Source organism: Arthrobacter sp. NPDC097144 (assembly GCF_044762205.1).
Taxonomy (GTDB): Bacteria; Actinomycetota; Actinomycetes; order Actinomycetales; family Micrococcaceae; genus Arthrobacter_B.
This window is the reverse complement of the sequence record NZ_JBIWDW010000006.1, coordinates 59,177-84,705: the sequence shown is the minus strand read 5'-3', so window position 1 is coordinate 84,705 and position 25,529 is coordinate 59,177. Positions and strand designations below refer to the sequence as shown.

Genomic DNA, 25,529 nt, shown 5'->3' with positions numbered 1-25,529 from the left:
GGACTATGGATGACCCTCCCTCACATAAACCCTTGCCCCTCCACGCTCTGACCGGACTTCCGGCCACCACCAGAGAGGGGCGCCCGAATGTATGAATTAGTCATGCTCGCCGTGGGCCTTCTGCTCACGGTCGGCACCGGGCTGTTTGTTGCTTCCGAGTTTTCGCTGGTCAATCTTGACCGCAGTGACCTCGAAGCCCGGCAGGCCCAGGGCGAGAAGCGCCTCGGCCCCACCATCAAAGCCCTCAAGATCACCTCGACGCACCTCTCCGGCGCCCAGCTGGGCATTACGCTGACCACGCTGTTGACCGGTTACACGTTTGAGCCCGCAATCAGCTCCCTCCTGCGCGAACCGATGCTCAGCCTCGGAGTTCCGGAAGCAGTGGTCGGCGGAGCCGGCGCCGTCGTCGGCATCTTCCTGGCAACCATCTTCTCGATGATTGTCGGTGAACTGGTTCCGAAGAACTTCGCCCTGGCTCTGCCGCTCGCAACCGCCAAACTGGTGGTTCCGTTCCAGGCCCTGTTCACCGCGGTGTTCAAGCCCGTGATCCTTTTCTTCAACAACACCGCCAACGCGATCATCAGGTCCTTCGGCATTGAGCCCAAGGAAGAACTGTCCGGCGCCCGCAGCGCAGAGGAGCTCAGCTCCCTGGTCCGGCGGTCCGCGCTGGAAGGCGTGCTGGACCTGGACCATGCACAGCTGCTCAGCCGAACCCTTCGCTTCTCCGACCACACGGCAGCCGACGTCATGACGCCGCGCGTGCGGATGCGTTCGGTGGCTGCGGCGGATACGGCGGAGCAGGTCATTGACCTGGCTATCTCCACCGGATATTCGCGGTTCCCGGTGATCGGCCGCGACTCCGATGACGTCCTCGGCGTGCTGCACGTGAAGCAGGCCTTCGCCGTCGCCCTGGCCGAGCGCGGCAGTATTGCCGCTGAAAACCTCATGGTGGAGGCTCTTCGGGTTCCCGAATCCATGGGAGTTGACTCGCTCCTGGGGCTGCTGCGCCAGCAGGGGCTGCAGGTTGCCATTGTCTCCGACGAGCACGGCGGAACCGCTGGGATCGTTACCCTGGAGGACCTCGTGGAAGAGATTGTCGGCGAACTGGAGGACGAGCATGACCGCGCCCGCGTCGGCGTCGTCCGCAGCGGCCGGTCACTCACCTTTGACGCGTCGCTGCGCCCGGACGAACTGCGGGACCGCACCGGCGTCGTCGTACCCGACGGCGAGGAATACGACACTGTTGCCGGTTTTGTCACCGACCGGCTGGACCGGATTCCGGAACTGGGCGACGAGGTGCCCCTGGCCAGCGGAATGCTGCGCGTGGAGCGCGTGGTGGGCACGCATGTGGAACGGCTGCGCTACACCCCTGCGGGGGATGAGGAGCAAAGCACCCACGACCGCATCATCGACGAGCTCACGAAGGACCTGGCATGAGTGAATATCTTCCCGGAATTATCTGGCTGGTTGTCCTGCTGGTCGTCAACGCGTTCTTTGTGGGCGCGGAGTTCGCTGTTATTTCGGCCCGGCGCTCGCAGATCGAGCCTAAGGCGGAGGCCGGCTCCAAGGCGGCCAAGACCACCCTCTGGGCAATGGAACATGCCACCCTGATGCTGGCCACCAGCCAGCTGGGCATCACCGTATGCTCCTTGGTGATCCTGAACGTCTCCGAACCGGCGATCCACCATCTGCTGGAAATCCCGCTGGGCCTGACCTCGCTGTCCGGCGAAGCGATTGGCATCGTTGCCTTTGTGGTGGCCCTGCTGCTGGTGACGTTCCTGCACGTGGTGATCGGGGAGATGGTTCCCAAAAACATCTCGTTCTCGGTCCCCACCCGTGCCGCCCTGCTGCTGGCCCCGCCCCTGGTCATGGTGGCCCGGATCTTCAAACCGGTCATCTGGTCATTGAACGGGATTGCCAACAGCGTCCTGCGCCTGTTCAAGGTGGAGCCCAAGGATGAGGCGACCAGCGCCTACACCATGGATGAAGTGGCGAACATCGTGGAGCAGTCCACCCGTGAGGGAATGCTGGCCGATGCCAGCGGCACGCTCAGCGCCGCCTTCGAGTTCACGTCCAAGACGGTTGCCGACGTGGAGGTGCCCATCGGCCGGATGGTCCTCCTGCCCGAAACTGCCACCCCGGCGGACATCCAGGAGGCGGTGGGCCGCCACGGCTACTCGCGCTACATCCTCACGGATGACGACGGCGTTCCCAGCGGCTACCTGCATCTGAAGGACGTCATGGACCTGACCAAGCCGGAGAAATTCACCGCTCCGGTGCCCGCCAAGCGCATCCGCCGGCTGGCGTCCGCCTTTGTCGGCAGCGAGCTCGAGGACGCCCTGGCCACCATGCGCCGCAGCGGCGCCCACGTGGCACGGGTGTTCGACGCCGAAGGCAACACCACCGGCGTGTTGTTCCTTGAGGACATCATCGAGGAGCTGGTGGGCGAGGTGAGGGACGCCACCACTGTGTAGCGTTCGGCACTGATCCCTGCCTTTATCTACCGGGTCCGCCGGCTGCCCCTCCGGGCGGCCGGCGGATCTGTTTAAGGCAGGCATGGTTTACGGCCGCTGATACGATCCCGGGAACTGTAGGAGCCAAACATGCGGGGGAGCGACGGCGATGGAGGAGAACTTCTACGCCCGGCCGGAACTCGCTCAGCTGTACGACGCCGACACGCAGGACCGCGCCGACCTTCCCTTTTACCTCGCTCTGGCCCGGGACCTGGATCCTGCCTCGGTGGCCGACGTCGGTGCCGGAACCGGGCTGTTCTGCAGCATGCTGGTGCGTTCCCTGGTGCCTGCGTCCCGGCCGCCGGCCAACGAGCCTGACGGGAGCAATCCCGGGATCTCGGTCACCGGCGTGGAGCCGCAGCAAACCAGGCTCGACGTCGCCGGCCGGCAGTCGCTTGCCGACCGGGTGACGTGGATTCACGGCACGGCGGCGGACCTGCCAGGCACAGCGTTTGATCTGGTCTTCATGACCGGGCACGTGGCCCAGTATTTCCTCGATGATGCTGCCTGGGGGGAGGTCCTGCAGCAGATCGCCCGTGCCCTGGTGCCCGGCGGCCGGCTCGTGTTTGAGGTCCGAAATGCTGCCGCTGAAGCCTGGCGCGGGTGGAATGATGCGGAGCCCCGGGAGGTCATCGGCGGGTCGGTTCGTCAATGCACCACCATGGCCGGGGACTGCGCCACCCATGTGGATGAATGGACCATCGGCGGTCGGACCTTCACCACACGGGAAACCCTGCGGTTTCCGGACGATGCCGCCATTCTTCGAGGACTCGATACCGCAGGGCTGAAGCTCGAACGGTCCTGGGGGAACTGGGACGGGTCCCCGGTTACGCCGGACAGCCCGGAGCGCATTGTCGTGGCACAGAGGCCGTATCTGCCGTCGTCGTCGGTTTCCCCGTTTTCGGTGCGGTGAACGCAATCCCTAGAATGGATGGGGTCCCGCCCGCGCACGTTCAGAATTGGGGAGTCTGCATTGTCCCGAGGAAAACACCATCCGCCGAGGCCCAAGCCGGCCAACAGTGAAGGGCTGCTGATTGCCAACGACCTGAAAAAGGACCGGGGCTGGACGGACACGCAGATCAAGACCTTCCTGCCGGAACCTGACCAGACTGCCCGCAACCCATTTTCCCGCAAAGCCGCGCCGATGAAGCTGTACGCGCTGGAACGGGTGGAGGCCATCGAAGCAACTCCCGAATACCGAAAAGCCCGGGAAGCCTCACGGACCCGGCAGATTGCCGCCCGCACCCGTGCCCTGGCGAAGAAGAAGGAAGCCGTTGCCGCAGCGGAGGCGCTGGAGCTGAGCATCGTGCCGGAGCCGTGGCAGGAGATGCAGGACAAGGCTATTGCGCACTTCAACAGCCGGTTACGCCGAAGCCAGTCCCCGGCCAGCCGAAATACCTCCAAGGCACGGCTGGACCGGCTCACCGTCAATTACCTGCGGCACAAACAGACCTCCTATGAGGAGGAGCTCAAAGAGTTCAAGGGCGTGGTGGGCGTAGGGGAGGCGTATCTTGTGGTCCGCAACCGCATCCTGGATCTCATCGCGGACACCTATCCTCTGCTGCGCACTGAATGTGAGCGGCAGAAGTTCGAAGCGCCGGACCTTCCGGACGGCGTGCACTTGCCCGACAACTTCACGGTCCGGGGCTGACCTGCCCATACTCCTGAGCGGATCGTGGGCCTGGATCTAGGGTTCGAACCTGTCGGCCTGAATCGGTGATCCGAATCCTTCGGGCAGATAAGGGGACCTGACAAAATCCTCCGTGCACATGAGGGGCGCAAACGGGCCTATTTGACGATTTTGAACCCGGTATCTGTACGGAGGATCTGCGGGCCTGCTATTTAGGCCCGGTATCTGCACGAAGGATCCGTGGGGCACAGTTATGGGCCCGATATCTGCACGAAGGATTCACCCGAGTCCCCCGGCCACGGCGAAATCGTGCGGCTCCCGGACGCTGTGACGCTCTAGGCGGAAAGCCTGCTGATTATTTAGCCCCGCGGCCGCCTCATCGGTAGGCTAAAAGTGATGAGTACTGCTGATTCCTCCCCGAAAACTGCCCCAACTGTCAGCACCGACGTGAGCGCCAACGGCATGGTCCGGGTGCGCGGAGCGCAGGAAAACAACCTGCGCAACGTCGACGTCGACATACCCCGCGACGCGATTGTTGCCTTCACCGGCGTCTCCGGCTCAGGGAAGTCATCGCTGGCCTTTGGCACCATCTACGCGGAGGCCCAGCGCCGCTACTTCGAGTCGGTGGCTCCCTACGCGCGGCGCCTGCTCGCCCAGGGGCACACGCCGAAGGTGGAGGAAATCACCGGGCTGCCTCCCGCCGTCGCACTCCAGCAGCGCCGAGGCACCCCCAGCTCCCGATCCACGGTGGGAACACTGACGACGCTCTCCAACTCCATGCGCATGCTCTTCTCCCGCGGAGGAACCTATCCGGCGGATGCGAAGCCGGGAAGCCTGGACTCCGACGCGTTTTCGCCCAACACGGCCGCCGGTGCCTGCCGCGAATGCTCGGGTTTGGGGATTGCGCACACGGTGACCGAGGACTCGCTGGTGCCCAACCCGGACCTGACCATCCGTGACGGCGCCATCGCTGCGTGGCCCGGCGCCTGGCAGGGTAAAAACCTGCGCGATATCCTCATCCAGCTGGGCTACGACGTAGACGTACCGTGGAAAGACCTGCCGAAAAAGGACCGCGACTGGATCCTGTTCACCGAGGAACAGCCCGTGGTGATGATTACCCCGCAGCGGGACCGGGTGGCCAAGCCGTATAAGGGCCGGTTCTGGAGTGCAAAGTCGTACGTCATGCATACCCTGGCCGACTCCGGCAGCGAGCAGATGCGCAAGCGCGTGCTCGAATTCATGGTCTCCGGACCGTGCCCGGTCTGCGGCGGTGCCGGCCTGCGTCCCGAAGCGCTCGCCGTAACGTTCGCCGGCCGGAACATTGCCGAGCTGAACGGTGCCACCCTGGGCGAATTGGCGGAGATCATCCGGCCGACGGCAGAGCTGAAGTCCGCGGGAACGGCCTCGCGGGCAGCGGCGTCCAACGAGGACACCGAGGTTGCCGTCACGATCACCCGCGACCTGCTGTCCCGGCTTCAGATCCTCATCGATCTGGGCCTGGGCTACCTGAGCCTGTCCCGGTCCACGCCCACGCTGTCGCCCGGTGAGATGCAGCGCCTGCGCATCGCCACCCAGCTGCGTTCGGGCCTGTTCGGTGTCATCTACGTCCTGGATGAGCCTTCCGCGGGCCTGCATCCGGCCGATGCCGAGCCGCTGCTTGCCGTTCTGCAGGAACTGAAGGCCGCCGGGAACTCGGTGTTCGTCGTCGAGCACAACATGGACGTGGTCCGCAGCGCCGAGTGGATCGTGGATGTGGGTCCGCAGGCCGGCGACGGCGGCGGCACCGTTCTTTACAGCGGTCCCGTGGATGGCCTGGCGCAGGTGGAGGAAAGCGCCACCCGCCCGTTCCTGTTCCGTGAGGCGGAGGAGCCGGCCTCCGCAGGCCGCACTCCCGAGCAGTGGCTGAACCTCAAGGGCATCAGCCGGCACAACCTGCGCGAACTTGACGCCGAAATTCCGCTCGGCGTCCTCACCGCCGTCACCGGCGTTTCCGGCTCCGGCAAGTCGACCCTGGTCAGCCAGGTGCTGGCCGAAACCGTGGGGGTTCACGTCAACGGTTCCGCCGCCACGGCAGCAGACCGGGAGGAAGACCCGGACGCGGAAACGCAGGACGACGTCGATCCCGGCGCGACGGTGCGCGACATCGCCGGACTGGAGCACCTGGACCGTCTGGTGAAGGTGGATCAGCGTCCGATCGGCCGCACGCCGCGCTCCAACCTCGCCACCTACACCGGACTGTTTGACGCCGTGCGCAAGCTCTACGCCGGCACTGACGAGGCCAAGGCCCGCGGCTACACCGCCGGCCGGTTCTCCTTCAACGTGGCCAGCGGACGCTGCCCCACCTGCCAGGGTGAAGGCTTCCTCGCCGTCGAACTGCTGTTCCTGCCCGGCACCTACGGTCCCTGTCCGCAGTGCCACGGCGCGCGCTACAACGAGGAAACCCTCGAAGTGACCTACCGCGGCAAGAACATAGCCGACGTCCTGGGCATGCGCGTGGAAACTGCGGCGGAGTTCCTCGCGGATGTCCCGGCGGCGTCGCGGAGCTTGCAGACCCTTCTCGACGTCGGTCTGGGCTACCTGCGCCTGGGCCAGCCCGCCACCGAACTCTCCGGCGGCGAGGCCCAGCGCATCAAACTGGCCACCGAGCTGCAGCGTGCCCGCCGCGGCCACACCCTGTACCTGCTCGATGAGCCGACCACGGGTCTGCATCCCCAGGACGTGCGCCTGCTGCTCGCGCAGCTCAACCGGCTGGTGGACGCGGGCAACACCGTAGTGGTGGTGGAGCACTCCATGAACGTGGTGGCCGCGGCCGACTGGGTGATCGACATGGGACCGTCCGGCGGTGACGACGGCGGCCGGATCATCTGTGCGGGCACCCCGGCCGAAGTTGCCGAGTGCGAGGCCAGCCGGACCGCTCCGTACCTGACTGCTGCCCTGCAGACGCTGCGGTAGGTTGCCGGCCAGGGAGTAACTTTCCGGGTTAGCAGGCAGGCGCCGGGTTAGGCTGTGGTGTGCTTACCAAACCGCAGGACTTCCCCGCCGCCACACTGCTGGACGGCATCACGCTCACCGTACTGAGCTCCGACGACGCCGACCGGCTGGCGGCTGCCTACCGGCGCAACCGGGACCATCTGGCGCCGTGGGAGCCGGTGCGTCCGGACGCCTTTTTCACGGCGAAAGGGCAGCAGGCTGTGATCGACGCCAAACTGGCCCTGCATCAGGCCGACAGCGAGGTGCCGATGATCCTGTCCGAGGCCGGGCGGATCATTGGCACCGTCACCCTGACCGGGATTGTCCGCGGCCCCTTCCTGTCCGCCAATCTCGGCTACTGGATTGACGCTGCCTGCACCGGACGCGGCGTGGGCACCGCAGCAGTGGCCGCCGTCATCGACACCGCGCGGGAAACGCTCGGCCTGCACCGCGTCCAGGCGGCCACGCTGCTGCATAACGCTGCGTCCCAGCGGATTCTGGCGAAGTCCGGTTTCGAGCGGATCGGGCTGGCTCCGCAGTACCTGAAAATTGCCGGGCAGTGGCAGGACCACCTGCTGTTCCAACGGATCCTTTGACTGGCCTGGATCCTGTCCTGAGGGCCGGAATCATCTCCACGCCCCGTCTGACGCTGGAGCCGCTGGGTGTTCACCACGCAGGAGAGATGACCACTGTTCTGGCGGGAACGGCTATCTACCGGTACATCGGCGGCCGGGCCCCAACGGTCGAGGAACTGTCCGGCCGCTACGCTGCCCAGTGCGTGGGCGCGTCCAGCGACAGCGGCGAGACGTGGCTGAACTGGATCATTAGGGAAACGGGCACTGCGGTCGGATTTGTCCAGGCCACCGTGGTCGCGGAGGGTGAGGGGCCGACGTCGTACATCGCCTGGGTGGTGGGCGAGGCGTACCAGGGCAGGGGAATCGCAGCCGAGGCTGCCAACGCGATGCTGCGCTGGCTGCTACCCCGTACAGGCGGGTCCGCGGCGGCCTGTATTCATCCGGAAAACCGGGCCTCGGCCGCCGTGGCGCGAAAGCTCGGCCTCACTCCCACCGGGCGGTTGGACGACGACGGCGAGGAACGGTGGGTGGGCGGCCCGCCGGCGCCGGGAACCGGAACCGCTCCATGAAAAAGCGGCAGGTGCCGGAGATCTGCTCTCCGACACCTGCCGCCCGGGCTTCCGGTTCAGGGCCTCTGCCGATGGCCCCGGGATGTGGTGTTACTTAACCTTGACGGTCATCATGCCCTTGGGATTGCTCTGAATGACCTCGATGCTGGTGCCGGAACCGGCTACCCGAACGCTGCCCTGCGGGTTGGCGGGGTCGTAGTAGGCGTTGGGGTTGCTGTCGTTGAAGACAGCAATGCCGGGACGCGACGGAACGTTGAGGGTGGTCATGCCGGCAGCGGTCTCCCGGTGCAGGCTCAGCGGATCAGTGGCTTCCTTGCCGAACGTGGCGTCGAAACTCTGGATACGGTTGCGGGCAACCGCGCCGTCGGACCACCGCAGTGCCTGCGGGCGGGCGTCGACAGGAAGAACCAGTCCTGCGCCGGGGTGCTGGCTGGTGTTGTTGTTGCGCTGCCCGGCGTTCCAGTACGTCACGAGCAGGCCGTTCTGGTACGGGAAGTGCTCCACCCGGTCAGGAGAGCTCAGGGCCCAGCCGAAGTTGTACGGCCCGGTCTGCAGCGTGGCGTCGTATCCAACGTACTGGCGGTTCTCCGCGAGGTAATACCGGCCGTTGCCCTGGGCATCCTTGGGCAAATTGACCACGAGGGCCTGCTGCTTCTTGGTGGCGTGGTAGGACGGGCCAAGCATGTGCGTGGACTTCACGCCGGCGGTGGCTACGTCATAGTCCAGCCAGCCCAGCTGCAGTTTCTCCCAGGCACCCATGTGGTTGGGAGTGGTCCCGATGGAATCGGTGCCGCGGCCAAGCCAGGAACCGGAGCTCATGAGAGTCCAGAAGCCTGTGCCGTTGTCTCCGCCGGCCGTGTCATAGAGATCGGGCAGGCCGAGGTCATGGCCGTACTCGTGGGCAAAGACACCCAAGCCGCCGTTCTCGGGTTCGGTGGTGTAATCCCGGATCCACACCTTGGAGTCGCCGATGCGGATGCCGCCGAAGAGGTTGGCGGCAGGGCCCTGCGTGCCCCGCCCGGCCTGGCCCACGGACCAGCGGTGTGACCAGATGGCCGATTCCGGTGCCCCGGCTTCTTCACCTTCGCCGGCATGGATGGCCTGGAAGTGGTCGATGTAGCCGTCAGGCTCATCAAAGTTTCCGTTGTTGTTGTAGTCGTAGCGGTCCCATTTGTCGAAACCGGCCAGGTACGCGTCGATGTCGGCGGCAGACTTGCCGGAGGCCAGCTGTGCGTCATACCAGGCGTCCGCAGCGTCCTGGACAAAGCGGGTCATGTCCGCCTGGCTTTCGGTCTGGCCGTAGCTGGCCGAGTTGAAGGGGACCGTCACCCAGTCGCTGACATCGCCGTCCACTGTGTAGCGTCCGCTGGACATCTCTTCATAGAGGGTCTTCAGCGACTCACCCTCGGCGTCAAAGAACATGTCCTGATAATGGTCGCGGCTGAAATCGGGGAGCCAATTCGTGGAGTTGTCAGCGCTGCGGTCCGGCTGCGGGATCTGGTTGTGGACCGGACCGGGGGAGGAGGCGGGGAAGCGCGGGTCCACCTGAGTGCCGAAATCAATGAGGAAGGACAGGATCTGGTCGCTGTCCTCCAGCCCGTACTGGGCCCACTGCCCGGGTGCCACCTGGACGGACTTCGAACCGCCGCGCTGCTGCACGGGAGCCTCCCCGCGCACCACCTTTTCCACCGCCTGCTGGTTGAGCGTGCGCCGCTGTTCCTCGGCAGTGTCCGTGCGGTCATCGGCTTTGGCAGCGGTGCCGTCGGCTCTTGGGGCTCCGAAGGAGCTGCTGTTTTCAGGTGCCGGCGGCGGAGCGGACGGAGCCGCGAAAGCTGCCGTCGCCGGAGAAAGAAGAAGGGCTCCGCTGACGGCCAGTATGGCCGCCTGCCGGGCATTGCCGTGTTTCTTAACCAATTGGTCCCCTTAGAACGGGTGTGAAGTGAGGTGGAATAAAAGTATGTCCGCACAACTGAAGCGCGAAACGCGGGGTGTCTCCGGAAGTAATTTCCGCAAAAATTACGGTCATTTGGCACGCGCCTCTGTTGGAATTGTCCTTTAACCTGTAAGGGTGCCTAGGGGGACTTTTATACGTACTACTAGGAGTTGTTTACATTGCTGTTTTCATCCGCCCGACGCCGGGGTGCTGCCACCGCAGTCACCGCCGCCGTGGCAGTTTCACTTGTTTCCATGACCCCCGCGGCAGCGGCGCCGCCGGAGCATGCAGGCAAGGATCAAAAGACCAGCGTCACCGTGCTGGGCACCTCTGATCTGCATGGGTACGTGGAGAACTGGGATTACTTCAAGGACGGCGAATACGACGACGCCGCACACAATGATGTGGGCCTCGCCAAGATCTCCACCCTGGTGAATTCCGTCCGCGCCGACCGCGGGCGGGAATCCACCCTCCTGATTGATGCCGGCGATACGATTCAGGGCACTTCACTGACCGATTACTTTGCCAACACGGAACCGATCACCGAGACCGGCGAAATCCACCCCATGGCTGCGGCCATGAATGCCATGGATTATGACGCTGCCGCGCTGGGGAACCACGAATTCAACTACGGGCTGGACATGCTCCGCGGTTTTGAAAAGCAGCTGAACTTCCCGCTGCTCGGTGCCAACGCGGTTGATGCAAAGTCGGGCAAGCCCGAATTTACTCCGTACATCATCAAAACGGTCAAAACCAAGGGCAACAAGCCCGTCAAGGTTGGCATCCTCGGAGTCACGAACCCCGGTGTGGCCATTTGGGACAAGAACAATGTGGAGGGCAAGCTTGTCTTCCCCGGAATTGTTGAGCAGGCACAGAAATACGTGCCGGAAATGAAGGCCCGCGGCGCCGACGTTGTGGTGGTCAGTTCCCATTCGGGAACCTCCGGAACCTCCTCCTACGGCAGTGAGCTTCCTCTGGAGAACGCGTCCACCCAGCTGGCCGAGACGGTTCCCGGCATTGACGCCGTCCTCGTGGGGCACGCGCATCAGGAAATACCGGAGCGCTTTGTCACCAACAAGACCACCGGCGAGCAGGTGCTGCTCACCGAGCCGATGAATTGGGGCATGCGCCTGTCCGTGATGGACTTTGAGCTGACCAAGGTCCGCGGTCAGTGGGACGTGACGGCGGCGTCGTCGTCCCTGCTCAACGCCAACACGGCGGCTGCTGATCCGAAAATCTCCAAGCTGGTGGCCGAACAGCACCAGCGGGTCATCGATTACGTCAACACCCCCGTTGGCACTGCCACCGAAACCATGCCCGCGCGTGAATCCCGCTACCGGGACACTGCGGTAATGGACTTCGTGAATTACGTTCAGGCCCAGGCGGTGGACCGCGCGCTCGACGGCGGAGCCAACGCGGACCTGCCGGTGCTGTCCATCGCGGCGCCCTTCAGCCGCACCGCCGAAATCCCCGCCGGTCCGGTCACCATCCGTGACCTTGCCGGACTGTACGTGTTCCCGAATACCCTCTTCGGAGTGGAAATGACCGGAGCCCAGGTGAGGGAGTACCTGGAGTATTCGGCCAAGTACTTCGTCCAGACCGCACCGGGAGCCACGGTGGATCCCGAGACACTGACCAACGCCAACGGAACCCCGGACTACAACTACGACATCATGTCCGGAGTGTCCTATGACATCGACATCTCCAAGCCGGTGGGCCAGCGCATTCAGAACCTCAGCTTCAACGGGGCTCCGGTGGACCCGGCCCAGCGGTTTGCAGTGGCCACCAACAACTACCGGCAGTCCGGCGGCGGGAACTTCCCGTACATCGCCGATGCTCCGGTGCTCGTGAACCAGCAAACGGAAATCCGTCAGCTGCTCATCGATTACGTGGTGGCCCAGGGATCGGTTAACCCCGCGGACTTCGTGGAGAACAACTGGCAGCTGGTACGCAACGGCATGCCGGTCTTCGAGTAACCCCGGGGGATTACACCCGGAGTCAACACCGGAAGACAGCAGCGAAGCCGAAGCGGGCGATGGATCTCAGCCCGCTTCGGCTTCTGCAGTTTCCGGATCCGTTATCCGTGCTCCGGGCGGCCGCGTGGGGTATCCGGCAGGTGCTCCGATGCGCGCTTTGAGGAGGAGGAGGCGGTGAGGGGAGTCAGGAAGGATGACGGAGCTGCGACCAAAACCTCCCCGTCACCTCCCCGGAAGGCAGCAATCCGCCAGGCCGGGCTGAAGCGGAACAGGAATTCGGCGGTGCGGGCTTTGCGCAGGCCCGCAAGGTTTTCGGGTCGCACCACCACCGGGTCATCACTAGAGGCGGTTCTCCCGGCCAGGAGCTGCAGGGTGATGCGGTCCGGATAGGGTGTTGCGAGTGCGCGCATCCACCGCCGCCGGGATGGTGCGGCAGCGGACGGCAGCCGGACCCGGCACTCGAACTGGTGTCGCACCGCATAGCGCCGGCGGGTCTGCCTCTGGCTGCGCAGCTGGCCCAGGGTGGTGCCCCCGAGAATGGCGAGTGCCCATGACACTGGGCTGTCGCCGAGGAGTAGGAAAGACGCAGCCGTCACTGCCGCCCAGATCACCATCACCAGGACGTCCCGCCTCACGGCATGGTTCATGCGTCAAAGCGGACAAATGCCCGCAGCGGCAGCCCGCCGTCGTCGGCGTCGCCGCCCGACTGCCGGTAGCCGAGAGATTCGTAGAAGGCCTTTTGCCCCGGGTCGGTATCCGTCAGCAGGACTTTCTGCCGCACATGGACGTAGGGCGCCAGAACGAGTTCGACGAGACTCCTGCCGAGCCCGGTGCGCTGGTACTGCGGATCAACCAGGACATCCTGGAGATAACAGATGGAATGACCATCGGAGATGACCCGGGCCAGGCCCGCCAGGTCGTTCCCGTCGCGGGCCACGGCCAGCAGCGTGGAACCGGCGAGGGCAGCGGCCAGCTTCGGCGGGTCTTCGGTGTAAGCGCTCCAGCCCACTGCGTCATACAGCCGCACGACGGCGGCAAGGGGCAGGTCTGATCCGTCGGAGTAAGCAAGTTCCATGGGCCACAGCCTAGCGGCGTGGTTCGGGATGCCGGGACTGCCCTGCCGGGACTGCCCTGCCGGGACTGCCGGCGGGACCGTCCTAGCGGGACGCCGCGGTGTCCTTTTCCTTCTCCACCAGCGGATCCGGATCCAGGAACGCGACGGTGAGCACGGCAGCCGTCTGTTCGATCTGCCATTCACGGGCACCAAGATCGCGCAGCGCAGCGCTGATGGACTCCAGGTTGATCTGGGCGGGCGGACGCCAGGCGACCCGGCGTAGGGTGTCGGGAGTCAGGAGATTCTCGATGGGCAGGTTCAGCTTTTCGGCAAGCGCGGCCAGACGCGGCTTGGCCGTCTGCAGGCGCGCTGCGGCGGCCGGATCGTTCTTGGCCCAGACCCGCGGAGGCGGCGGCGCGTGGGTGGGAATGTGCAGGGGCGGCAGGTCGCTGGTGGACCGGGCGGCCGAGATGCAGCGCATCCAGCGCGGTGCTTCCTTCTGCGCAGCGCGGCCGTGGAAGCCCGGGGTGCCCAGCAGCTGCGGCACCGTGGTGGGCATGGCCCGCGCGGCGGCGACGATCGCGGAATCAGGGATGAGCCGTCCCGGCGCAGTGTCGCGGTTTTCCGCCAGGTGTTCGCGTTCGGTCCACAGTTCGCGGACGGCGGCGAGCTGCCGGCGGTCACGCAGCTGGTGCATCCCGCTGGTGCGGCGCCACGGGTCCACACGCGGGGCCGACGGCGGTGCGGTGCGGATCGCTTCGAACTCCTCTTCGGCGAAGGCGAGCTTCCCGGCGTCGTCGAGCACCTTGATCAGTTCCACCCGAAGCTCCGCGAGCACCTCAACGTCCAGGGCCGCGTAGCGCAGCCATGGCTCGGGCAGCGGGCGGGTGGACCAGTCGGCGGCCGAGTGTTCCTTGGCCAGGGTGAAGCCGAGCAGGTTCTCGATGACGGCGGCCAGGCCCACGCGCGGCAGGCCCGCCAGCCGTGCGGCAAGTTCCGTGTCGAAGAGTTTGTCCGGCCACATGCCCAGTTCGGACAGGCAGGGAAGGTCCTGGGTGGCCGCGTGCAGAATCCACTCCACGCCCTGCAGCGCATCATTGATGATGTCCAGGTTGTCGAACGGTTCAGGGTCAATCAGCCAGGTGCCTGACCCTTCGCGGCGGATCTGGACCAGGAAGGCACGCTGGCCGTAACGGAAACCGGAGGCGCGTTCCGCGTCGACGGCGGCAGGACCGGTCCCTGCGGCAAGTGCCCTGGCTGCCCGTTCCAGTCCGCGGGGAGTATCGATGACCAGCGGCACCCCGTCTTTCGGTGCCTCCAGCAGCGGGAGCGCTACGGGCTCAGCGTTCGGGTCGGCGTTGTGGTCAGCGGAAGAGGGGTGCGTGGCGGAGCCGGGTATCTGCGCGGTCATAAGGAGTCCAGTCTATCGAGTCCGGCGGTGCCGTGCTGACAGCCGGTGCCTGCGGGCGGCGTTCTGCGCGGGGTTGGGCGCCCGAATGGCACCGGAGTTGGGTGCTGCAGGGTTTAGCTTCGGCGGACCCGCGGGAGGGGAGTGACGCCGTCGGGCAGGGGAGGCAGCCCGGCAAAGGTGCACACCATGTCCGACCAGGCTTCCAGATGGTCCTGCACATCAGCAGAATCCGGGGTCCAGGAGGCGCGCAGCTCAATGTCGATGGCGTCGCCGCGGCCGGCCAGGGTTCCGTAGCTCTCGGAAAGGATGCGGGTGGCAGTTCCCCCGGCATGGGAGTATCCGGCGTTGTGTTCCTGCAGGGCGTCCACAAGCCAGGTCCACGCCACGGAGCCCAGCAGCTCATCGTTGCCCATGTCCGGTTCAAGTTCGGCCCGGATATAGGTGACGATCCGGAAGGTGCCGTTCCAGACCGGGGAACCCTCCGGATCATGCAGGAGGATAAAGCGGCCGGTTGCCAGTTCGGTCTGCTCCGGAATCACGATCCCGGACGGGCCGTGGCCGAGTCCCTCATCGCGCGCAAGCGGTCCGCTCGCCAGGATCTCCGCACCGAGCGACACGGCAAACGGCGCCAGCCGGGCGGGAGCCGGAATCTCGTTCAGATGCAGCTCCGGACGGCACCGTGCACGCCGCAGGGAACCGAGGGCTTTCAGGAAGTCTGGGGGTACTTGTGATAAGTCACCGATTGCACTCACCTTCGCAGACTACGGGCGCGCGGTTCAGACCACGGGACGGGCTCGCCGCCGTGACCCATTCGTTACCTGTCCAGCGTAGGCAGGGGCCCCGGCCCGGCGGAAGGGCTGCACCCCTCACACAGGACTTCACATTTCCGGCAGAAGCCCCCAGGGAACATAGGCTTAAACCTGAACTCAATAGTCAAGGAGCAGTCGTGTCAAAGGGATATTCGCACATTGTGATTGGAGCCGGAGCAGTTGGTGCTGCCACCGCTTACTGGCTCTCGGCCAACGGTGCCGAGCGTGTGCTGGTCCTTGAACAGTTTGATCTGATCAATACGCTGGGATCCTCCGGAGACCATTCCCGTATTATTCGGCACGCCTATCACAGCACCGATTACACGTCCCTGACGCCGGCAATGTTTGCGGCCTGGGACCATGTGGAGGAACGTTCCGGACTGAAGCTGGTTCACCGGACCGGAGGCCTGGACATGGCGCCGGCCAACAGCGTCGGCGCCGCCGATATTGCCGGTTACACGGCCGCCATGGACGCTGTGGATATCCCCTATGAAACCTTGGACGCCGCGGAAATCCGGACCCGCTACCCGCAGTGGCGCATTGAGGACAACGTCACCGGCATCTATCAGCAGGACGGCGGGCTGCTGGATATTCGCAGGGCCGTCTCAGCGCACACGTCGCTGGCGCTTTCCAACGGTGTGGAGTTCCTGCCGCGCACCAAAGTGGAGGGGATCAAGGTTCGGGAGTCCGACGTCGACGTTGTCACCTCCAAGGGCACGTTCACCGCAGACAATCTGGTGGTCTGCGCCGCGTCCTGGCTGGGTGAGCTGATGCCTGATCTGGGCCTCAACTTCCGGCTCACCCTGTCCCAGGAGCAGGTGAGCTACTTCGCCGGCAGGAACCTGAACCGGTTCACCCCGGACAAGTTTCCGATCTGGGTTTGGCATGACACGGAAACTTTCTACGGCTTCCCTGTTTACGGTGAAGCCGCCACCAAGCTGGCCCGGGATATGCGCGGCCGCTACATTTCCAGCAATGAACGGGTATTCGAGGGCGACGACGACGAAGCCGCCCTCCTGCGTGCCTTCCTGGCCGAGCACCTGCCGGACGCCGTTGGACCGGCGCTGGCCAACAAAACCTGTGTGTACGACATGCCGGCTGACCGGAACTTTGTCCTGGACACGCTCCCCGGACATTCCCACGTTGCCGTCTTCAACGGTGCGGGCCACGCCGGCAAGTTCAGCAGTCTGATCGGAAAGATCATGTCTGACCTGATGCTGCAGGGCACCACCGAGCATCCTATTGAGGCCTTCAGCCTCACCCGGCCGGCTATCACCGACCCGGAGTTCACGGATACTTTCCGTCTGGTCTAAGTGAAAGCTGGAGGTAGGTGCGGGCGCCTCGAACAGCGGGCAGGGTGCCCCGGTCCCGGAACTGCGACGGCAGCCCCGGGACCGCAGCCTCCTAGCGGGGAGAGGCGGCTTCGGAAACCTCGGGGTCCGCAGCAACCTCGCGGGCAATTGCTTCAGCGAAGGCGTCGACGTCGGCCTCGGAAGTGTCAAAGGTGCACATCCAGCGCACCTCGCCCGTGGCCTGGTCCCAGTCGTAGAAGCGGAAGGCGGAGCGCAGGCGGTCGGCAACTCCTGCCGGGAGCTTCGCGAACACGGCGTTGGACTCGGTGGGCTGGGTGAGCTCCACGCCGTCGATCTTCTCCACCGCCGCGCGCAGCCGCTGCGCCATCGCGTTGGCGTGCGAAGCCGAGCGCAGCCACAGATCATCCTCATACAGCGTGACGAACTGGGCGGAAATGAAACGCATCTTGGAGGCCAGCTGCATGTTCATCTTTCGCAGGTAATCCAGGCCGGGGGAGGCCTCCGGATTCAGCGAGACGATGCACTCGCCGTACATCATGCCGTTCTTGGTGCCGCCCAGGGACAGGATGTCCACGCCGGCGTCGGTGGTCATGGCGCCCATGCCCACGCCGAGCGCCGCGGCGGCGTTGCCCAACCGGGCGCCGTCCATGTGCAGGAGCATGCCGTGTTTGTGGCAGTGCTCGGCGATGGCGGTGATTTCCTCAACGGTGTACAGGGTGCCGAGTTCGGTGGACTGCGTGATGGACACGGCCAGCGGCTGGGCGCGGTGCTCATCTCCCCAGCCCCAGGCCTCCTGGTCAATCAGTTCAGGCGTCAGTTTGCCGTCCGCAGCGGGGATCTGCAGCAGCTTCATGCCGCCGATCCGTTCCGGTGCACCGTTCTCGTCCACGTTGATGTGGGCGGTGGAGGCGCAAATGACGGCGCCCCAGCGCGGCAGCAGCGACTGCAGGGCGGTGACATTGGCGCCGGTGCCGTTGAAAACCGGGAAGGCGCGCATCTGGGCACCGAAGTGCGCGGACAGGACCTCGCGCAGCTTGGCCGTGTAGACGTCTTCGCCGTAGGCCACCTGGTGGCCCTGGTTGGCAGCGGTCAGGGCGTCCAGGATTTCGGGGTGCACACCGGAATAGTTGTCCGAGGCAAACGCGCGGATGGATATGTCATGCAGGGGGGAAATGTTCGTCACAGTGTCCAGTATCTCTTACGGGGTGTTCGGTTTGGTGCGTGCCGTGCCGGTGCGCCGGCGGTCCGGCGCAGGCAGTGCAGCTCAAAGCTGCGGAACCAGGGAGATGCGCTGTCCGTTCAGCTGCGCGGCATCCTGGCCAAAGAGCCCGACGGCGGCGTCGGCCAGGGCGTGCACGTCGGTGTAGGTGCTGAAGTCCCGGTCCGGTTCGGCGGTCCGCATGGCATCGTCCACCAGGGCCTTCACCACGAGGACGACGGCGGCCGAATGCTGGGGCTGCGGGTTTTCCTTTGCGCCGGACTGGGCCCGGCGGAAGCCCTGCGCGATGGCCTGGACCCAGGCCTCGGCCCCGGCCTTGGCTGCCGCGTAGCCGGCACCACCGGCGGTGGGGGAGTCCACGGCGGTGGAGGACACAATGGCGAGGCGGCCGTCGTCGGACGCTGCCAGCTGGTCATAGAAGCTGCGGCTGACGTTGCGCAGGGTCTGCAGGATGTTGGTCTGCAGGAAGTCCCAGTCATCTTCCTTCTGTCCCGTGATGCCGCCGCCGCCGCGCCAGCCGCCCACCAGATGGATCACTCCGTCAACGCCGCCGTAGATCTCCTGCAGGTCCTGCGACAGTGCGTCCACATCGCCGGGACGGGATAAATCGCAGGTGCGAAGGTCCGCATCGAACAGGTCAAAGAGCGTGGTTTCCAGCCGGGCGGCATCGCGGCCCACGGCCACCACCTTCGCCCCGGCGGCTTCCAGTGCCTTGCAGACCGCTGCGCCGGAGGGCGAGGCGGCGCCGGCCACGAGGACTGTCCGTCCGCGGACGGAGGACGAGGTGACAGATCCTGCGGCCGGCTCAGTGCTCATTTACTTTGAACTCCCTGTAATTCCCGAGGTGGACTCGATGACCGGAGCCATCTTCTTGGACAGCGCTTCGTAGAACATGGACAGCGGAAATTCGTCATCCAGGACCTGGTCGGTGAGCCCGCGCGGCGGACCGTCCAGCGGCAGGGCGTCCGGGCCCTTGGCCCAAACGGAGGCCGGGTTGGGCGTCAGCGTGGCGGACACCAGATCGTAGGCGGCAAACCAGTGGGCGGTCTTCGGCCGGTCGATGGAGCGCCAGTACAGTTCCTCAATGTTCGCACCCAGGCGGACAACGACGTCGGCCACGTCTTCCCAATCGATGCTCAGCTTGCCGTCGGTCCAGTGCAGGACGTGGTTCTGGTGCATCCAGGCGAACAGCAGCTGCCCGCCGAGGCCGTCGTAGTTGCGCACCCGGCTGCCCGTAATGGCGAACCGGAAGATCCGGTCAAAGATCACCGCGTACTGCACCAGCGTGGCATGCTTGCGAGCCTCCGGGGAAGCATCCTCGTCCTTTTCGATCTTCACGGCTTCGCGGAAGGCGGTCAGGTCGCAGCGAAGTTCCTCCAGGGAGTAGAGGAAGTACGGCATGCGCTGCTTGATCATGAACGGATCGAAGGGAAGGTCCCCGCGCATGTGGGTTCGGTCATGGATCAGGTCCCACATGACAAAGGTGTCCTGGGCCAGCTTCTGGTCATCGAGCAGTGCAGCGGCATCGGCGGGCAGCTGCAGCGAGGTGATCTCTGCTGCGGCGCGCAGGACGCGGCGGAAGCGGGCGGCCTCCCGGTCGGCGAAGATGGCGCCCCAGGTGAAAGTGGGGGTTTCGCGGACGGCCACGGACTCGGGGAACAGCACCGCGGAGTTGGTGTCGTAGCCGGGCGTGAAGTCCAGGAACCGGATCGGCACGAAGAGCTTGTTGGAGTACTCGCCGGCCTCCAGCTCGCCGATGAATTCCGGCCACACAACCTCGATCAACACGGCCTCCACGTAGCGGTTGGTGGAACCGTTCTGGGTGTACATGGGGAAGAGGACCAGGTGCTGCAGGCCGTCGGTCCGGTCCAGCTGCGGGGAGAAGGCGAGCAGGGAATCCAGGAAGTCAGGTTCACCCAAACCGTCGGCAACCCAGCGCTCAAGGTCGCTGACCACCAAAGACAGGTATTCGGCGTCGTGCTCAAAGGCGGGTGCCAGGGCCTGGACGGCGGCGGCGAGGACGGAAATGAGCTCTTCCGCTGCGCTGCGGTTTTCCGGATCCACGGAGCCGTTCTTGTTCTGCAGCGGCTGCAGATCGGTGGCGGCCTGCTTCAGCGCCTGCCAGGCCTCGGAGGTTTCCGGTGCAGTGCCGGCAGGAACGGCGGCAAAATCCGGGCGGGAAAGCGAGGGGAACGCGTGGACAGACATGGCTGCGACCTTCCAGAGGGAGGCCGCCCCGAAGCAGTGGAGCGGCAGTGAAGTATTGCGAAGAGCATACTCACGAAAAACTAACGCTTACGTTGTTTCTGGGCTTAGGTAAGCATCTCTTATGCTCGGGGTTCCCGGGAAGTGTCCCGACCGTAACGTGTGCTGCGGGTCACACCTGCTCAAGAGGAGGCAGAGGGCTGCAGATCAACCGTGCCGTCCCCGATGACAACCTGCTGCCCGGGACACACCTGTTCGTTGAGCACGGTCTCCTGGCCGGAAGGGAACCGAACGCTGATGTCGTCCTCGCTGCAGCCGTAATCCAGGATCACGACCCCGCCGTCGGCGTCGACGGTGAAGTCCTGGTCTCCGGTGGAGACCGTGACGGCTTCAGGGCCGTCGTTGCTGAACTCAAGGTCGCCGGCGGGGCTGCAGGCGGTGAGACCGCCCGCCAGCAGTGCCACAAAGAGCACTGTTCCCCCGGACTGCTTCGGATATCGCATTTGTTCCCCGCCCTCCCGCCCTCCCGCCCTCCCGCCGGCATGGCACGGCCTTGGCAGTGAGCCTATACCGGGAGGGCGCTTATTGGTGCGGCGCACCGGTCAGGGGCACCATCTCTCACGGCCGCCTTGCGTGCTCGGTCCACATGCCGAAGGACACCCCGGTAGGATCTCGAAAAATGCCGAACCACCGATCGTCGCCGCCCAACGCAACCCGGGATCGCTCTACCAGGCCGCCGAGGGCTGCAACATGGTTGAGCGCTGCCTCAAGATCATCGACAGCTACATACAATCGTGGGCCGGCGGACGGAGGGGATGCTGATAGGCCGGCCCGCTGAAGCCCGCCAATTCCGCGATCGCCCGCCCGAATTATCCAGTAGTCCGCACCCAGCTCCGTGTCCGCGAAGGCAGGCTCAAAAGACCAACCTGAAAGCGCCGCATGAAACTGCTGAAAGAGCTCCGGATCGGCCGTCTCGACTTCCCACCAAACCACCTTGTCCATGGGCTCATGCTATGGAAAAGCAATTAGGCCGCGTTTACCAACACGCCCTAGTAGCCGCGGCTGTTAGGCGATTCGGTGCCAATCACGCTCAGCGACACTTCGGGGTGGTTCTTTTCCACGCGCCGCAGTGCCCAGATGTCGTTGAACAGCGCCAGGAACGCACCGTCGGTGCGCTGCAGCACTTCGGCGCCGTGGACGTTGGAGAGGATCTCCGCGGCGTCCGGCGTGGTGAGCCGTGCCAGTGAATAGGAGAGCTGCTCGTAGCGCATGGGGGCGTTGAAGTCCTGCGTCATGCGGTCCTCCACCACCTCGAACTGCATGGGGCCGACGGCGGCCAGCACCGGCGCCTGGTCTCCGCGCCGGTCCGAGCGCAGCACCTGGATGATGCCCTCATGCTCAAGCTGGTCGATGCCGCGGCGGAACTGCTTGTAGCGGCTGGGGTCCTTGGACCGGGCCACGCGGAAGTGCTCGGGGCTGAAGAACGGAATCGGCGGGTACTCCACCGGCTCCTCCACATACAGGCTGTCGCCCACGCGCAGGGCCGAAGCATTCACCAGCCCGACGACGTCGCCCGGGTAGGCCTGGTCGATGACTTCGCGTTCCCGGCCGAACAGGTGCTGGGCGTACTTGGTGGCGAATGTCTTGCCGGTGTTGGAGTGAGTGACCACCATGCCGCGCTCAAAGATGCCCGAGCACACGCGGATGAAGGCAACGTGGTCGCGGTGGGCCTTGTTCATGCCGGCCTGGACCTTGAAGACGAACCCGGAGAACGGTGCCTCGACCGGGCGGAGCCCGCCGTCCTTGTCTTCGCGCGGTCCGGCGGAGGGCGCCAGATCCACCAGTGCGTCCAGGATCTGCTTTACGCCGAAGTTCAGTGCTGCGGAAGAGAACAGGATGGGAGTGGCCTTGGCGGCCAGGAACGCATCGCGGTCAAACTCGCGGCCGTCGATGACGAGCTCGGCTTCGCCCAGGGAGTCCTCCCACACGTCGCCTTCGCGGGCCAGGGCGTCCTCGGGGCTGAGGTGTTCTTCCTTGGCGAGGGAAGCGCCGGAGTTCTGCCGTTCAAAGTGGACGTATTCGTCCTTCTGCAGGTCCCAGACGCCGCGGAAATCGCCGGCGATGCCCACGGCCCAGGTCAGGGGCATGGGGGTGAGTCCGGTGCGTTCGGTGATTTCATCCATCAGGGCCAGCGGATCCAGCCCGGGACGGTCCCACTTATTGATCACGGTGATGATCGGCAGGTTGCGGGCACGGCACACCTCAAAGAGCTTCATGGTCTGGGTTTCCAGGCCCTTGGCGGCATCCACGAGCATGACGGCGCAGTCAACGGCGGCCAGCACGCGGTAGGTGTCCTCGGAGAAGTCGGCGTGGCCCGGAGTGTCCAGCAGGTTGATCACGGTGTCGCGGTACGCGAACTGCAGGGCCGTCGAGCTGATCGAGATGCCGCGGTCCTTTTCCATCTGCATCCAGTCGGAAACCGTCTCGCGGCGGTTCTCCTTGCCGTTGGTGGCACCGGCGGTGCCGATCACGCGGGCGTGCAGCGCCAGCGCTTCGGTGAGCGTGGACTTACCGGCGTCGGGGTGGGAGATCACCGCGAAGGTGCGTCGCCGGGAGGACTCCCGGGCGATGGCCTGATTCGCCGATTTGCCGGCCGGGCTGGTGGTGGCGCTGACGGTGGGCTGAACCTGTAAGGACACTCCGCTGCTTTCACGTGTGGTGGGTAGGTGGCCGCGGGGTTGGACACTCGCGGCGGTGCTGCCAGTAATGGCAGCCTTTCCATTCTAGCCGGTGCGGGGCCGGGGCCCGACGGCGCAGCTCACGGCACCCGACTGCCGGCACGCATACCGGCAGTCGGGTGCCGCCGTCGCCGCCGTCCTTTACTGTGGGGGGAAAGCAGCAGCTCTTACGACGACGAAAGGCCTGTTCCATGGCTGAAGCATTCATTATCGACGCAGTGCGCACCCCGGTGGGCCGGCGCAACGGCGGTTTGAGCACCATTCACCCGGCGGACATGGCCGCCCACGTGATTGCCGAGACTGTCCGGCGCACCGGAATCGATTCGGCAGAGTTTGACGAGGTCATCCTCGGCGTCATCGACCAGGTGGGTCCGCAGGCCATGGACATTGCGCGCACCTCCTGGCTGGCGGCCGGGCTGTCCGAGCGGGTGCCCGGCACCACGGTGGAGCGCCAGTGCGGTTCCGGACAGCAGGCAGTGTCCTATGCGGCGCAGGCCGTCATGAGCGGCACCAGCGACCTGGTCCTGGCCGGCGGCGTGCAGAGCATGTCCTCAGTTCCCATCGGCTATGCCAACACCGCTGCCCGTGAGCTCGGTTTCCCGAATCCCTTCGCCGGGTCCGCGGGCTGGGCCGAGCGCTACGGGGACCAGCAGGTCTCCCAGTTCATCGGTGCGGAAATGATGGTGGACAAGTGGGGCCTGACGCGCTCCGAGATGGAGGACTTCGCCGTCGAATCCCATGTCCGGGCGCTCGCCGCCCAGGCCCAGGGCCGGTTTGACCGGGAGATCCTGCCGCTGAACGGCCTTAGTGCGGACGAAGGCCCGCGGGAACCGAACCGCGCCAAGATCGAGTCCCTTGCTCCGCTGTCCGACGGCGGCCGCCTCACCGCTGCCACGTCATCGCAGATTTCCGACGCCGCGGCGGTGCTGCTGCTCGCGTCCGAAGATGCCGTGCGCCGGTACGGCCTCAAGCCGCGGGCACGCATCCATTCCATCTCGGCCCGCGGCGATGATCCCATCATGATGCTCAGCGCGCCCATCGAAGCCACGCGGCATGCCCTGGGCAGGACGGGCATGAGCCTCGACGACATCGACCTGCTGGAAATTAACGAGGCCTTCGCCTCCGTTGTGCTGGCCTGGCAGCGCGAACTCGATGTGGACATGGACAAGGTGAATGTCAACGGCGGCGGTATTTCGCTGGGGCATCCCATTGGGGCCACCGGAGCGCGGATCATGACCACCCTGCTGCATGAACTCGAGCGCACCGGCGGACGTTACGGTTTGCAGACCATGTGCGAGGGCGGCGGCCAGGCCAACGTCACCATCATTGAACGCCTCGATGAGGGCTTCCGGCTGTAGGGCAGGTTCCGGCCGGGGTTAGTATGGTGCGCATGAACCTTTGCCCCATGAGCTGGTGGCGGCTGCACTAGGCAGCCGGTTCATTCATCATGTCCGCGGGCTGCACGGCAGCCCGCGACGCGTTCCCTCTCCGCTGTCCGCAGCGCTGCAGCCCAACACGCTCAGATAGAGGAATTAGCCATGAATTCATTTGCCGCCGCGGAAGAGCGTTCCCGACAGCTTTCGCAGACCATCCTGGAATCGCCCCGGGACTATCGGGTCCTCACCGGTGAACGCCCCACCGGCCTCCTGCATCTCGGCCACTTTTTCGGAAGCATCGTCGAGCGCATCAGGCTCCAGCGTGCCGGGGTGGAAGCCTTTCTGGTACTTGCCGACTATCAGGTGATTACGGACCGCGATTCCATGCCCCGGGTGCGCGAGTACGTATACAGCGCCGTTCTCGATTATCTTGCCGCCGGGATGGATCCGGACCGGACGACGATCTTCACCCATTCGTCGGTTCCCGCACTGAACCAGCTGATGCTGCCGTTCCTCAGCCTGGTCACTGAAGCAGAGCTGCACCGCAATCCCACGGTGAAGTCGGAGCTGGCGGCCTCCGGGCGGGCGCTGAGCGGGCTCCTGCTGACCTATCCCGTGCATCAGGCTGCGGACATTCTGTTCTGCAAAGGAAACCTGGTGCCCGTGGGGAAGGACAACCTGCCGCACGTTGAAATGACCCGCGTCATCGCGCGGCGCTTCAATGAACGGTACGGCAGGGTTTTTCCGGAGCCGGAGGCTCTGATCACCTCTACTCCCGAAGTTCCGGGACTGGACGGACGCAAGATGTCCAAAAGCTACGGCAATGCTATTTCGCTGGGCATGTCTGCTGACGAAACAGCGCAGGTCATCCGCCGAACCCCCACTGATTCCGAGCGCCGCATCAGTTTTGACCCCGCGTCGCGTCCCGGAGTGTCAGCCCTGCTCTCCACTGCGTCCCTGTGCCTGGGGCAGGCACCGGAGGAAGTTGCGGAAAGCATCGGGGACGCCGGCAGCGGGGCCCTCAAGAAAAGAACAACGGAGGCGGTCAACGGCTTCCTTGCCGGCCACCGCGAGCGGCGGGCTGAGCTGGCCAAAGACCCGGGTTTTATCGCGAAGATTCTGCAGCAGGGCAATGACCGGGCCAATCAGGTTGCCGAGCAAACCCTTAATGAGGTTCGGACGGCGATGGGTACGCGCTACGAGTGAGAGCGTCCTACCATCGCCGGACCGGTCCAGGA

General features: G+C 65.2%; 22 protein-coding genes. 11 read left to right on the top strand and 11 right to left on the bottom strand.

Features of this window, described 5'->3' with window-relative positions; translation table 11 throughout:
• The first annotated feature begins 87 nt into the window (after positions 1–87).
• From ACIQXM_RS14440 to ACIQXM_RS14410, 7 genes are all read left to right on the top strand, one after another.
• On the top strand, positions 88–1,437 hold the full coding sequence (locus tag ACIQXM_RS14440) for a hemolysin family protein (RefSeq protein ID WP_400932671.1): 1,350 nt from the start codon (positions 88–90) through the stop codon (positions 1,435–1,437).
• Complete coding sequence (locus ACIQXM_RS14435; RefSeq protein WP_400932669.1) at positions 1,434–2,474, top strand: hemolysin family protein; 1,041 nt, start codon at positions 1,434–1,436, stop codon at positions 2,472–2,474. The genes ACIQXM_RS14440 and ACIQXM_RS14435 overlap by 4 nt, the downstream gene beginning before the upstream one ends.
• Positions 2,475–2,622: 148 nt before the next feature.
• Positions 2,623–3,426 carry a class I SAM-dependent methyltransferase gene (locus tag ACIQXM_RS14430; RefSeq protein ID WP_400932667.1) on the top strand — a complete coding sequence of 268 codons (804 nt, stop codon included), beginning with the start codon at positions 2,623–2,625 and terminating at the stop codon, positions 3,424–3,426.
• 60 nt (positions 3,427–3,486) lie between these two features.
• The gene (locus ACIQXM_RS14425; RefSeq protein ID WP_400932665.1) at positions 3,487–4,164 is read left to right on the top strand and encodes a hypothetical protein; all 678 of its coding nucleotides are present in this window, start codon (positions 3,487–3,489) and stop codon (positions 4,162–4,164) included.
• Between the two features lie 441 nt (positions 4,165–4,605).
• A complete protein-coding gene (uvrA, locus tag ACIQXM_RS14420) occupies positions 4,606–7,095 on the top strand; it encodes an excinuclease ABC subunit UvrA (protein WP_400932989.1) in 2,490 nt (829 codons plus the stop codon).
• A gap of 59 nt (positions 7,096–7,154) precedes the next feature.
• Entirely contained in the window at positions 7,155–7,709 is a 555-nt protein-coding gene (locus ACIQXM_RS14415; RefSeq protein ID WP_400932663.1) for a GNAT family N-acetyltransferase, read from the top strand.
• Positions 7,673–8,257: a GNAT family N-acetyltransferase gene (locus ACIQXM_RS14410; RefSeq protein ID WP_400932661.1), complete on the top strand. Its 585-nt coding sequence runs from the start codon at positions 7,673–7,675 to the stop codon at positions 8,255–8,257. The genes ACIQXM_RS14415 and ACIQXM_RS14410 overlap by 37 nt, the downstream gene beginning before the upstream one ends.
• 90 nt (positions 8,258–8,347) lie before the next feature.
• Here ACIQXM_RS14410 and ACIQXM_RS14405 read toward each other — a convergent pair whose 3' ends face one another.
• The gene (locus tag ACIQXM_RS14405) at positions 8,348–10,171 is read right to left on the bottom strand and encodes an immune inhibitor A domain-containing protein (RefSeq protein ID WP_400932659.1); all 1,824 of its coding nucleotides are present in this window, start codon (positions 10,169–10,171) and stop codon (positions 8,348–8,350) included.
• Between the two features lie 198 nt (positions 10,172–10,369).
• On the opposite strand from ACIQXM_RS14405, the gene ACIQXM_RS14400 reads away from it, so the two are divergent.
• Positions 10,370–12,166, top strand: coding sequence for a bifunctional metallophosphatase/5'-nucleotidase (locus tag ACIQXM_RS14400; protein ID WP_400932657.1), 1,797 nt, complete (start codon positions 10,370–10,372; stop codon positions 12,164–12,166).
• A 101-nt stretch (positions 12,167–12,267) separates the two neighbouring features.
• Here the strand turns inward: ACIQXM_RS14400 and ACIQXM_RS14395 are convergent, their stop codons facing one another.
• The 4 genes from ACIQXM_RS14395 to ACIQXM_RS14380 all read right to left on the bottom strand — a co-directional run bounded on the left by ACIQXM_RS14395 (position 12,268) and on the right by ACIQXM_RS14380 (position 15,374).
• Positions 12,268–12,801, bottom strand: coding sequence for a hypothetical protein (locus tag ACIQXM_RS14395; protein ID WP_400932655.1), 534 nt, complete (start codon positions 12,799–12,801; stop codon positions 12,268–12,270).
• Positions 12,802–12,809: 8 nt separating this feature from the next.
• Positions 12,810–13,241 carry a GNAT family N-acetyltransferase gene (locus ACIQXM_RS14390; RefSeq protein WP_400932653.1) on the bottom strand — a complete coding sequence of 144 codons (432 nt, stop codon included), beginning with the start codon at positions 13,239–13,241 and terminating at the stop codon, positions 12,810–12,812.
• A gap of 82 nt (positions 13,242–13,323) precedes the next feature.
• Positions 13,324–14,631, bottom strand: coding sequence for an HRDC domain-containing protein (locus ACIQXM_RS14385; protein ID WP_400932651.1), 1,308 nt, complete (start codon positions 14,629–14,631; stop codon positions 13,324–13,326).
• A 113-nt stretch (positions 14,632–14,744) separates the two neighbouring features.
• Positions 14,745–15,374 carry a DUF3000 domain-containing protein gene (locus ACIQXM_RS14380; RefSeq protein WP_400932987.1) on the bottom strand — a complete coding sequence of 210 codons (630 nt, stop codon included), beginning with the start codon at positions 15,372–15,374 and terminating at the stop codon, positions 14,745–14,747.
• Between the two features lie 203 nt (positions 15,375–15,577).
• Between ACIQXM_RS14380 and solA the strand changes: the two genes are divergently transcribed.
• Positions 15,578–16,753, top strand: a complete 1,176-nt coding sequence (solA, locus tag ACIQXM_RS14375; protein WP_400932649.1) for an N-methyl-L-tryptophan oxidase — start codon at positions 15,578–15,580, stop codon at positions 16,751–16,753.
• 91 nt (positions 16,754–16,844) lie between these two features.
• Here solA and ACIQXM_RS14370 read toward each other — a convergent pair whose 3' ends face one another.
• From ACIQXM_RS14370 to ACIQXM_RS14345, 6 genes are all read right to left on the bottom strand, one after another.
• Complete coding sequence (locus ACIQXM_RS14370; RefSeq protein ID WP_400932647.1) at positions 16,845–17,936, bottom strand: threonine aldolase family protein; 1,092 nt, start codon at positions 17,934–17,936, stop codon at positions 16,845–16,847.
• Between the two features lie 81 nt (positions 17,937–18,017).
• Positions 18,018–18,788, bottom strand: coding sequence for an SDR family NAD(P)-dependent oxidoreductase (locus tag ACIQXM_RS14365; RefSeq protein ID WP_400932645.1), 771 nt, complete (start codon positions 18,786–18,788; stop codon positions 18,018–18,020).
• A complete protein-coding gene (locus tag ACIQXM_RS14360; protein ID WP_400932643.1) occupies positions 18,789–20,180 on the bottom strand; it encodes a DUF6421 family protein in 1,392 nt (463 codons plus the stop codon). It abuts the gene before it with no gap.
• Positions 20,181–20,359: 179 nt separating this feature from the next.
• On the bottom strand, positions 20,360–20,680 hold the full coding sequence (locus ACIQXM_RS14355) for a hypothetical protein (protein WP_400932641.1): 321 nt from the start codon (positions 20,678–20,680) through the stop codon (positions 20,360–20,362).
• Between the two features lie 115 nt (positions 20,681–20,795).
• A complete protein-coding gene (locus ACIQXM_RS14350) occupies positions 20,796–21,179 on the bottom strand; it encodes a VOC family protein (RefSeq protein ID WP_400932639.1) in 384 nt (127 codons plus the stop codon).
• Positions 21,180–21,226: 47 nt separating this feature from the next.
• Entirely contained in the window at positions 21,227–22,807 is a 1,581-nt protein-coding gene (locus ACIQXM_RS14345; protein WP_400932985.1) for a peptide chain release factor 3, read from the bottom strand.
• 299 nt (positions 22,808–23,106) lie between these two features.
• On the opposite strand from ACIQXM_RS14345, the gene ACIQXM_RS14340 reads away from it, so the two are divergent.
• Both ACIQXM_RS14340 and trpS read left to right on the top strand, forming a co-directional pair.
• Entirely contained in the window at positions 23,107–24,273 is a 1,167-nt protein-coding gene (locus ACIQXM_RS14340) for an acetyl-CoA C-acetyltransferase (RefSeq protein WP_400932637.1), read from the top strand.
• Positions 24,274–24,453: 180 nt separating this feature from the next.
• Positions 24,454–25,497, top strand: a complete 1,044-nt coding sequence (gene trpS, locus ACIQXM_RS14335; RefSeq protein ID WP_400932635.1) for a tryptophan--tRNA ligase — start codon at positions 24,454–24,456, stop codon at positions 25,495–25,497.
• Positions 25,498–25,529 lie beyond the last annotated feature (32 nt).

Bases quoted from the DNA above. Each gene is read 5' to 3' on its own strand.
- ACIQXM_RS14440 (WP_400932671.1), top strand. From the start codon at position 88: ATGTATGAATTAGTCATGCTCGCCGTGGGCCTTCTGCTCACGGTCGGC.
- ACIQXM_RS14435 (WP_400932669.1), top strand. From the start codon at position 1,434: ATGAGTGAATATCTTCCCGGAATTATCTGGCTGGTTGTCCTGCTGGTC.
- ACIQXM_RS14430 (WP_400932667.1), top strand. From the start codon at position 2,623: ATGGAGGAGAACTTCTACGCCCGGCCGGAACTCGCTCAGCTGTACGAC.
- uvrA (WP_400932989.1), top strand. From the start codon at position 4,606: ATGGTCCGGGTGCGCGGAGCGCAGGAAAACAACCTGCGCAACGTCGAC.
- ACIQXM_RS14390 (WP_400932653.1), bottom strand. From the start codon at position 13,241: ATGGAACTTGCTTACTCCGACGGATCAGACCTGCCCCTTGCCGCCGTC.
- ACIQXM_RS14385 (WP_400932651.1), bottom strand. From the start codon at position 14,631: ATGACCGCGCAGATACCCGGCTCCGCCACGCACCCCTCTTCCGCTGAC.
- ACIQXM_RS14365 (WP_400932645.1), bottom strand. From the start codon at position 18,788: ATGAGCACTGAGCCGGCCGCAGGATCTGTCACCTCGTCCTCCGTCCGC.
- ACIQXM_RS14360 (WP_400932643.1), bottom strand. From the start codon at position 20,180: ATGTCTGTCCACGCGTTCCCCTCGCTTTCCCGCCCGGATTTTGCCGCC.
- ACIQXM_RS14355 (WP_400932641.1), bottom strand. From the start codon at position 20,680: ATGCGATATCCGAAGCAGTCCGGGGGAACAGTGCTCTTTGTGGCACTG.
- ACIQXM_RS14350 (WP_400932639.1), bottom strand. From the start codon at position 21,179: ATGGACAAGGTGGTTTGGTGGGAAGTCGAGACGGCCGATCCGGAGCTC.
- ACIQXM_RS14340 (WP_400932637.1), top strand. From the start codon at position 23,107: ATGGCTGAAGCATTCATTATCGACGCAGTGCGCACCCCGGTGGGCCGG.
- trpS (WP_400932635.1), top strand. From the start codon at position 24,454: ATGAATTCATTTGCCGCCGCGGAAGAGCGTTCCCGACAGCTTTCGCAG.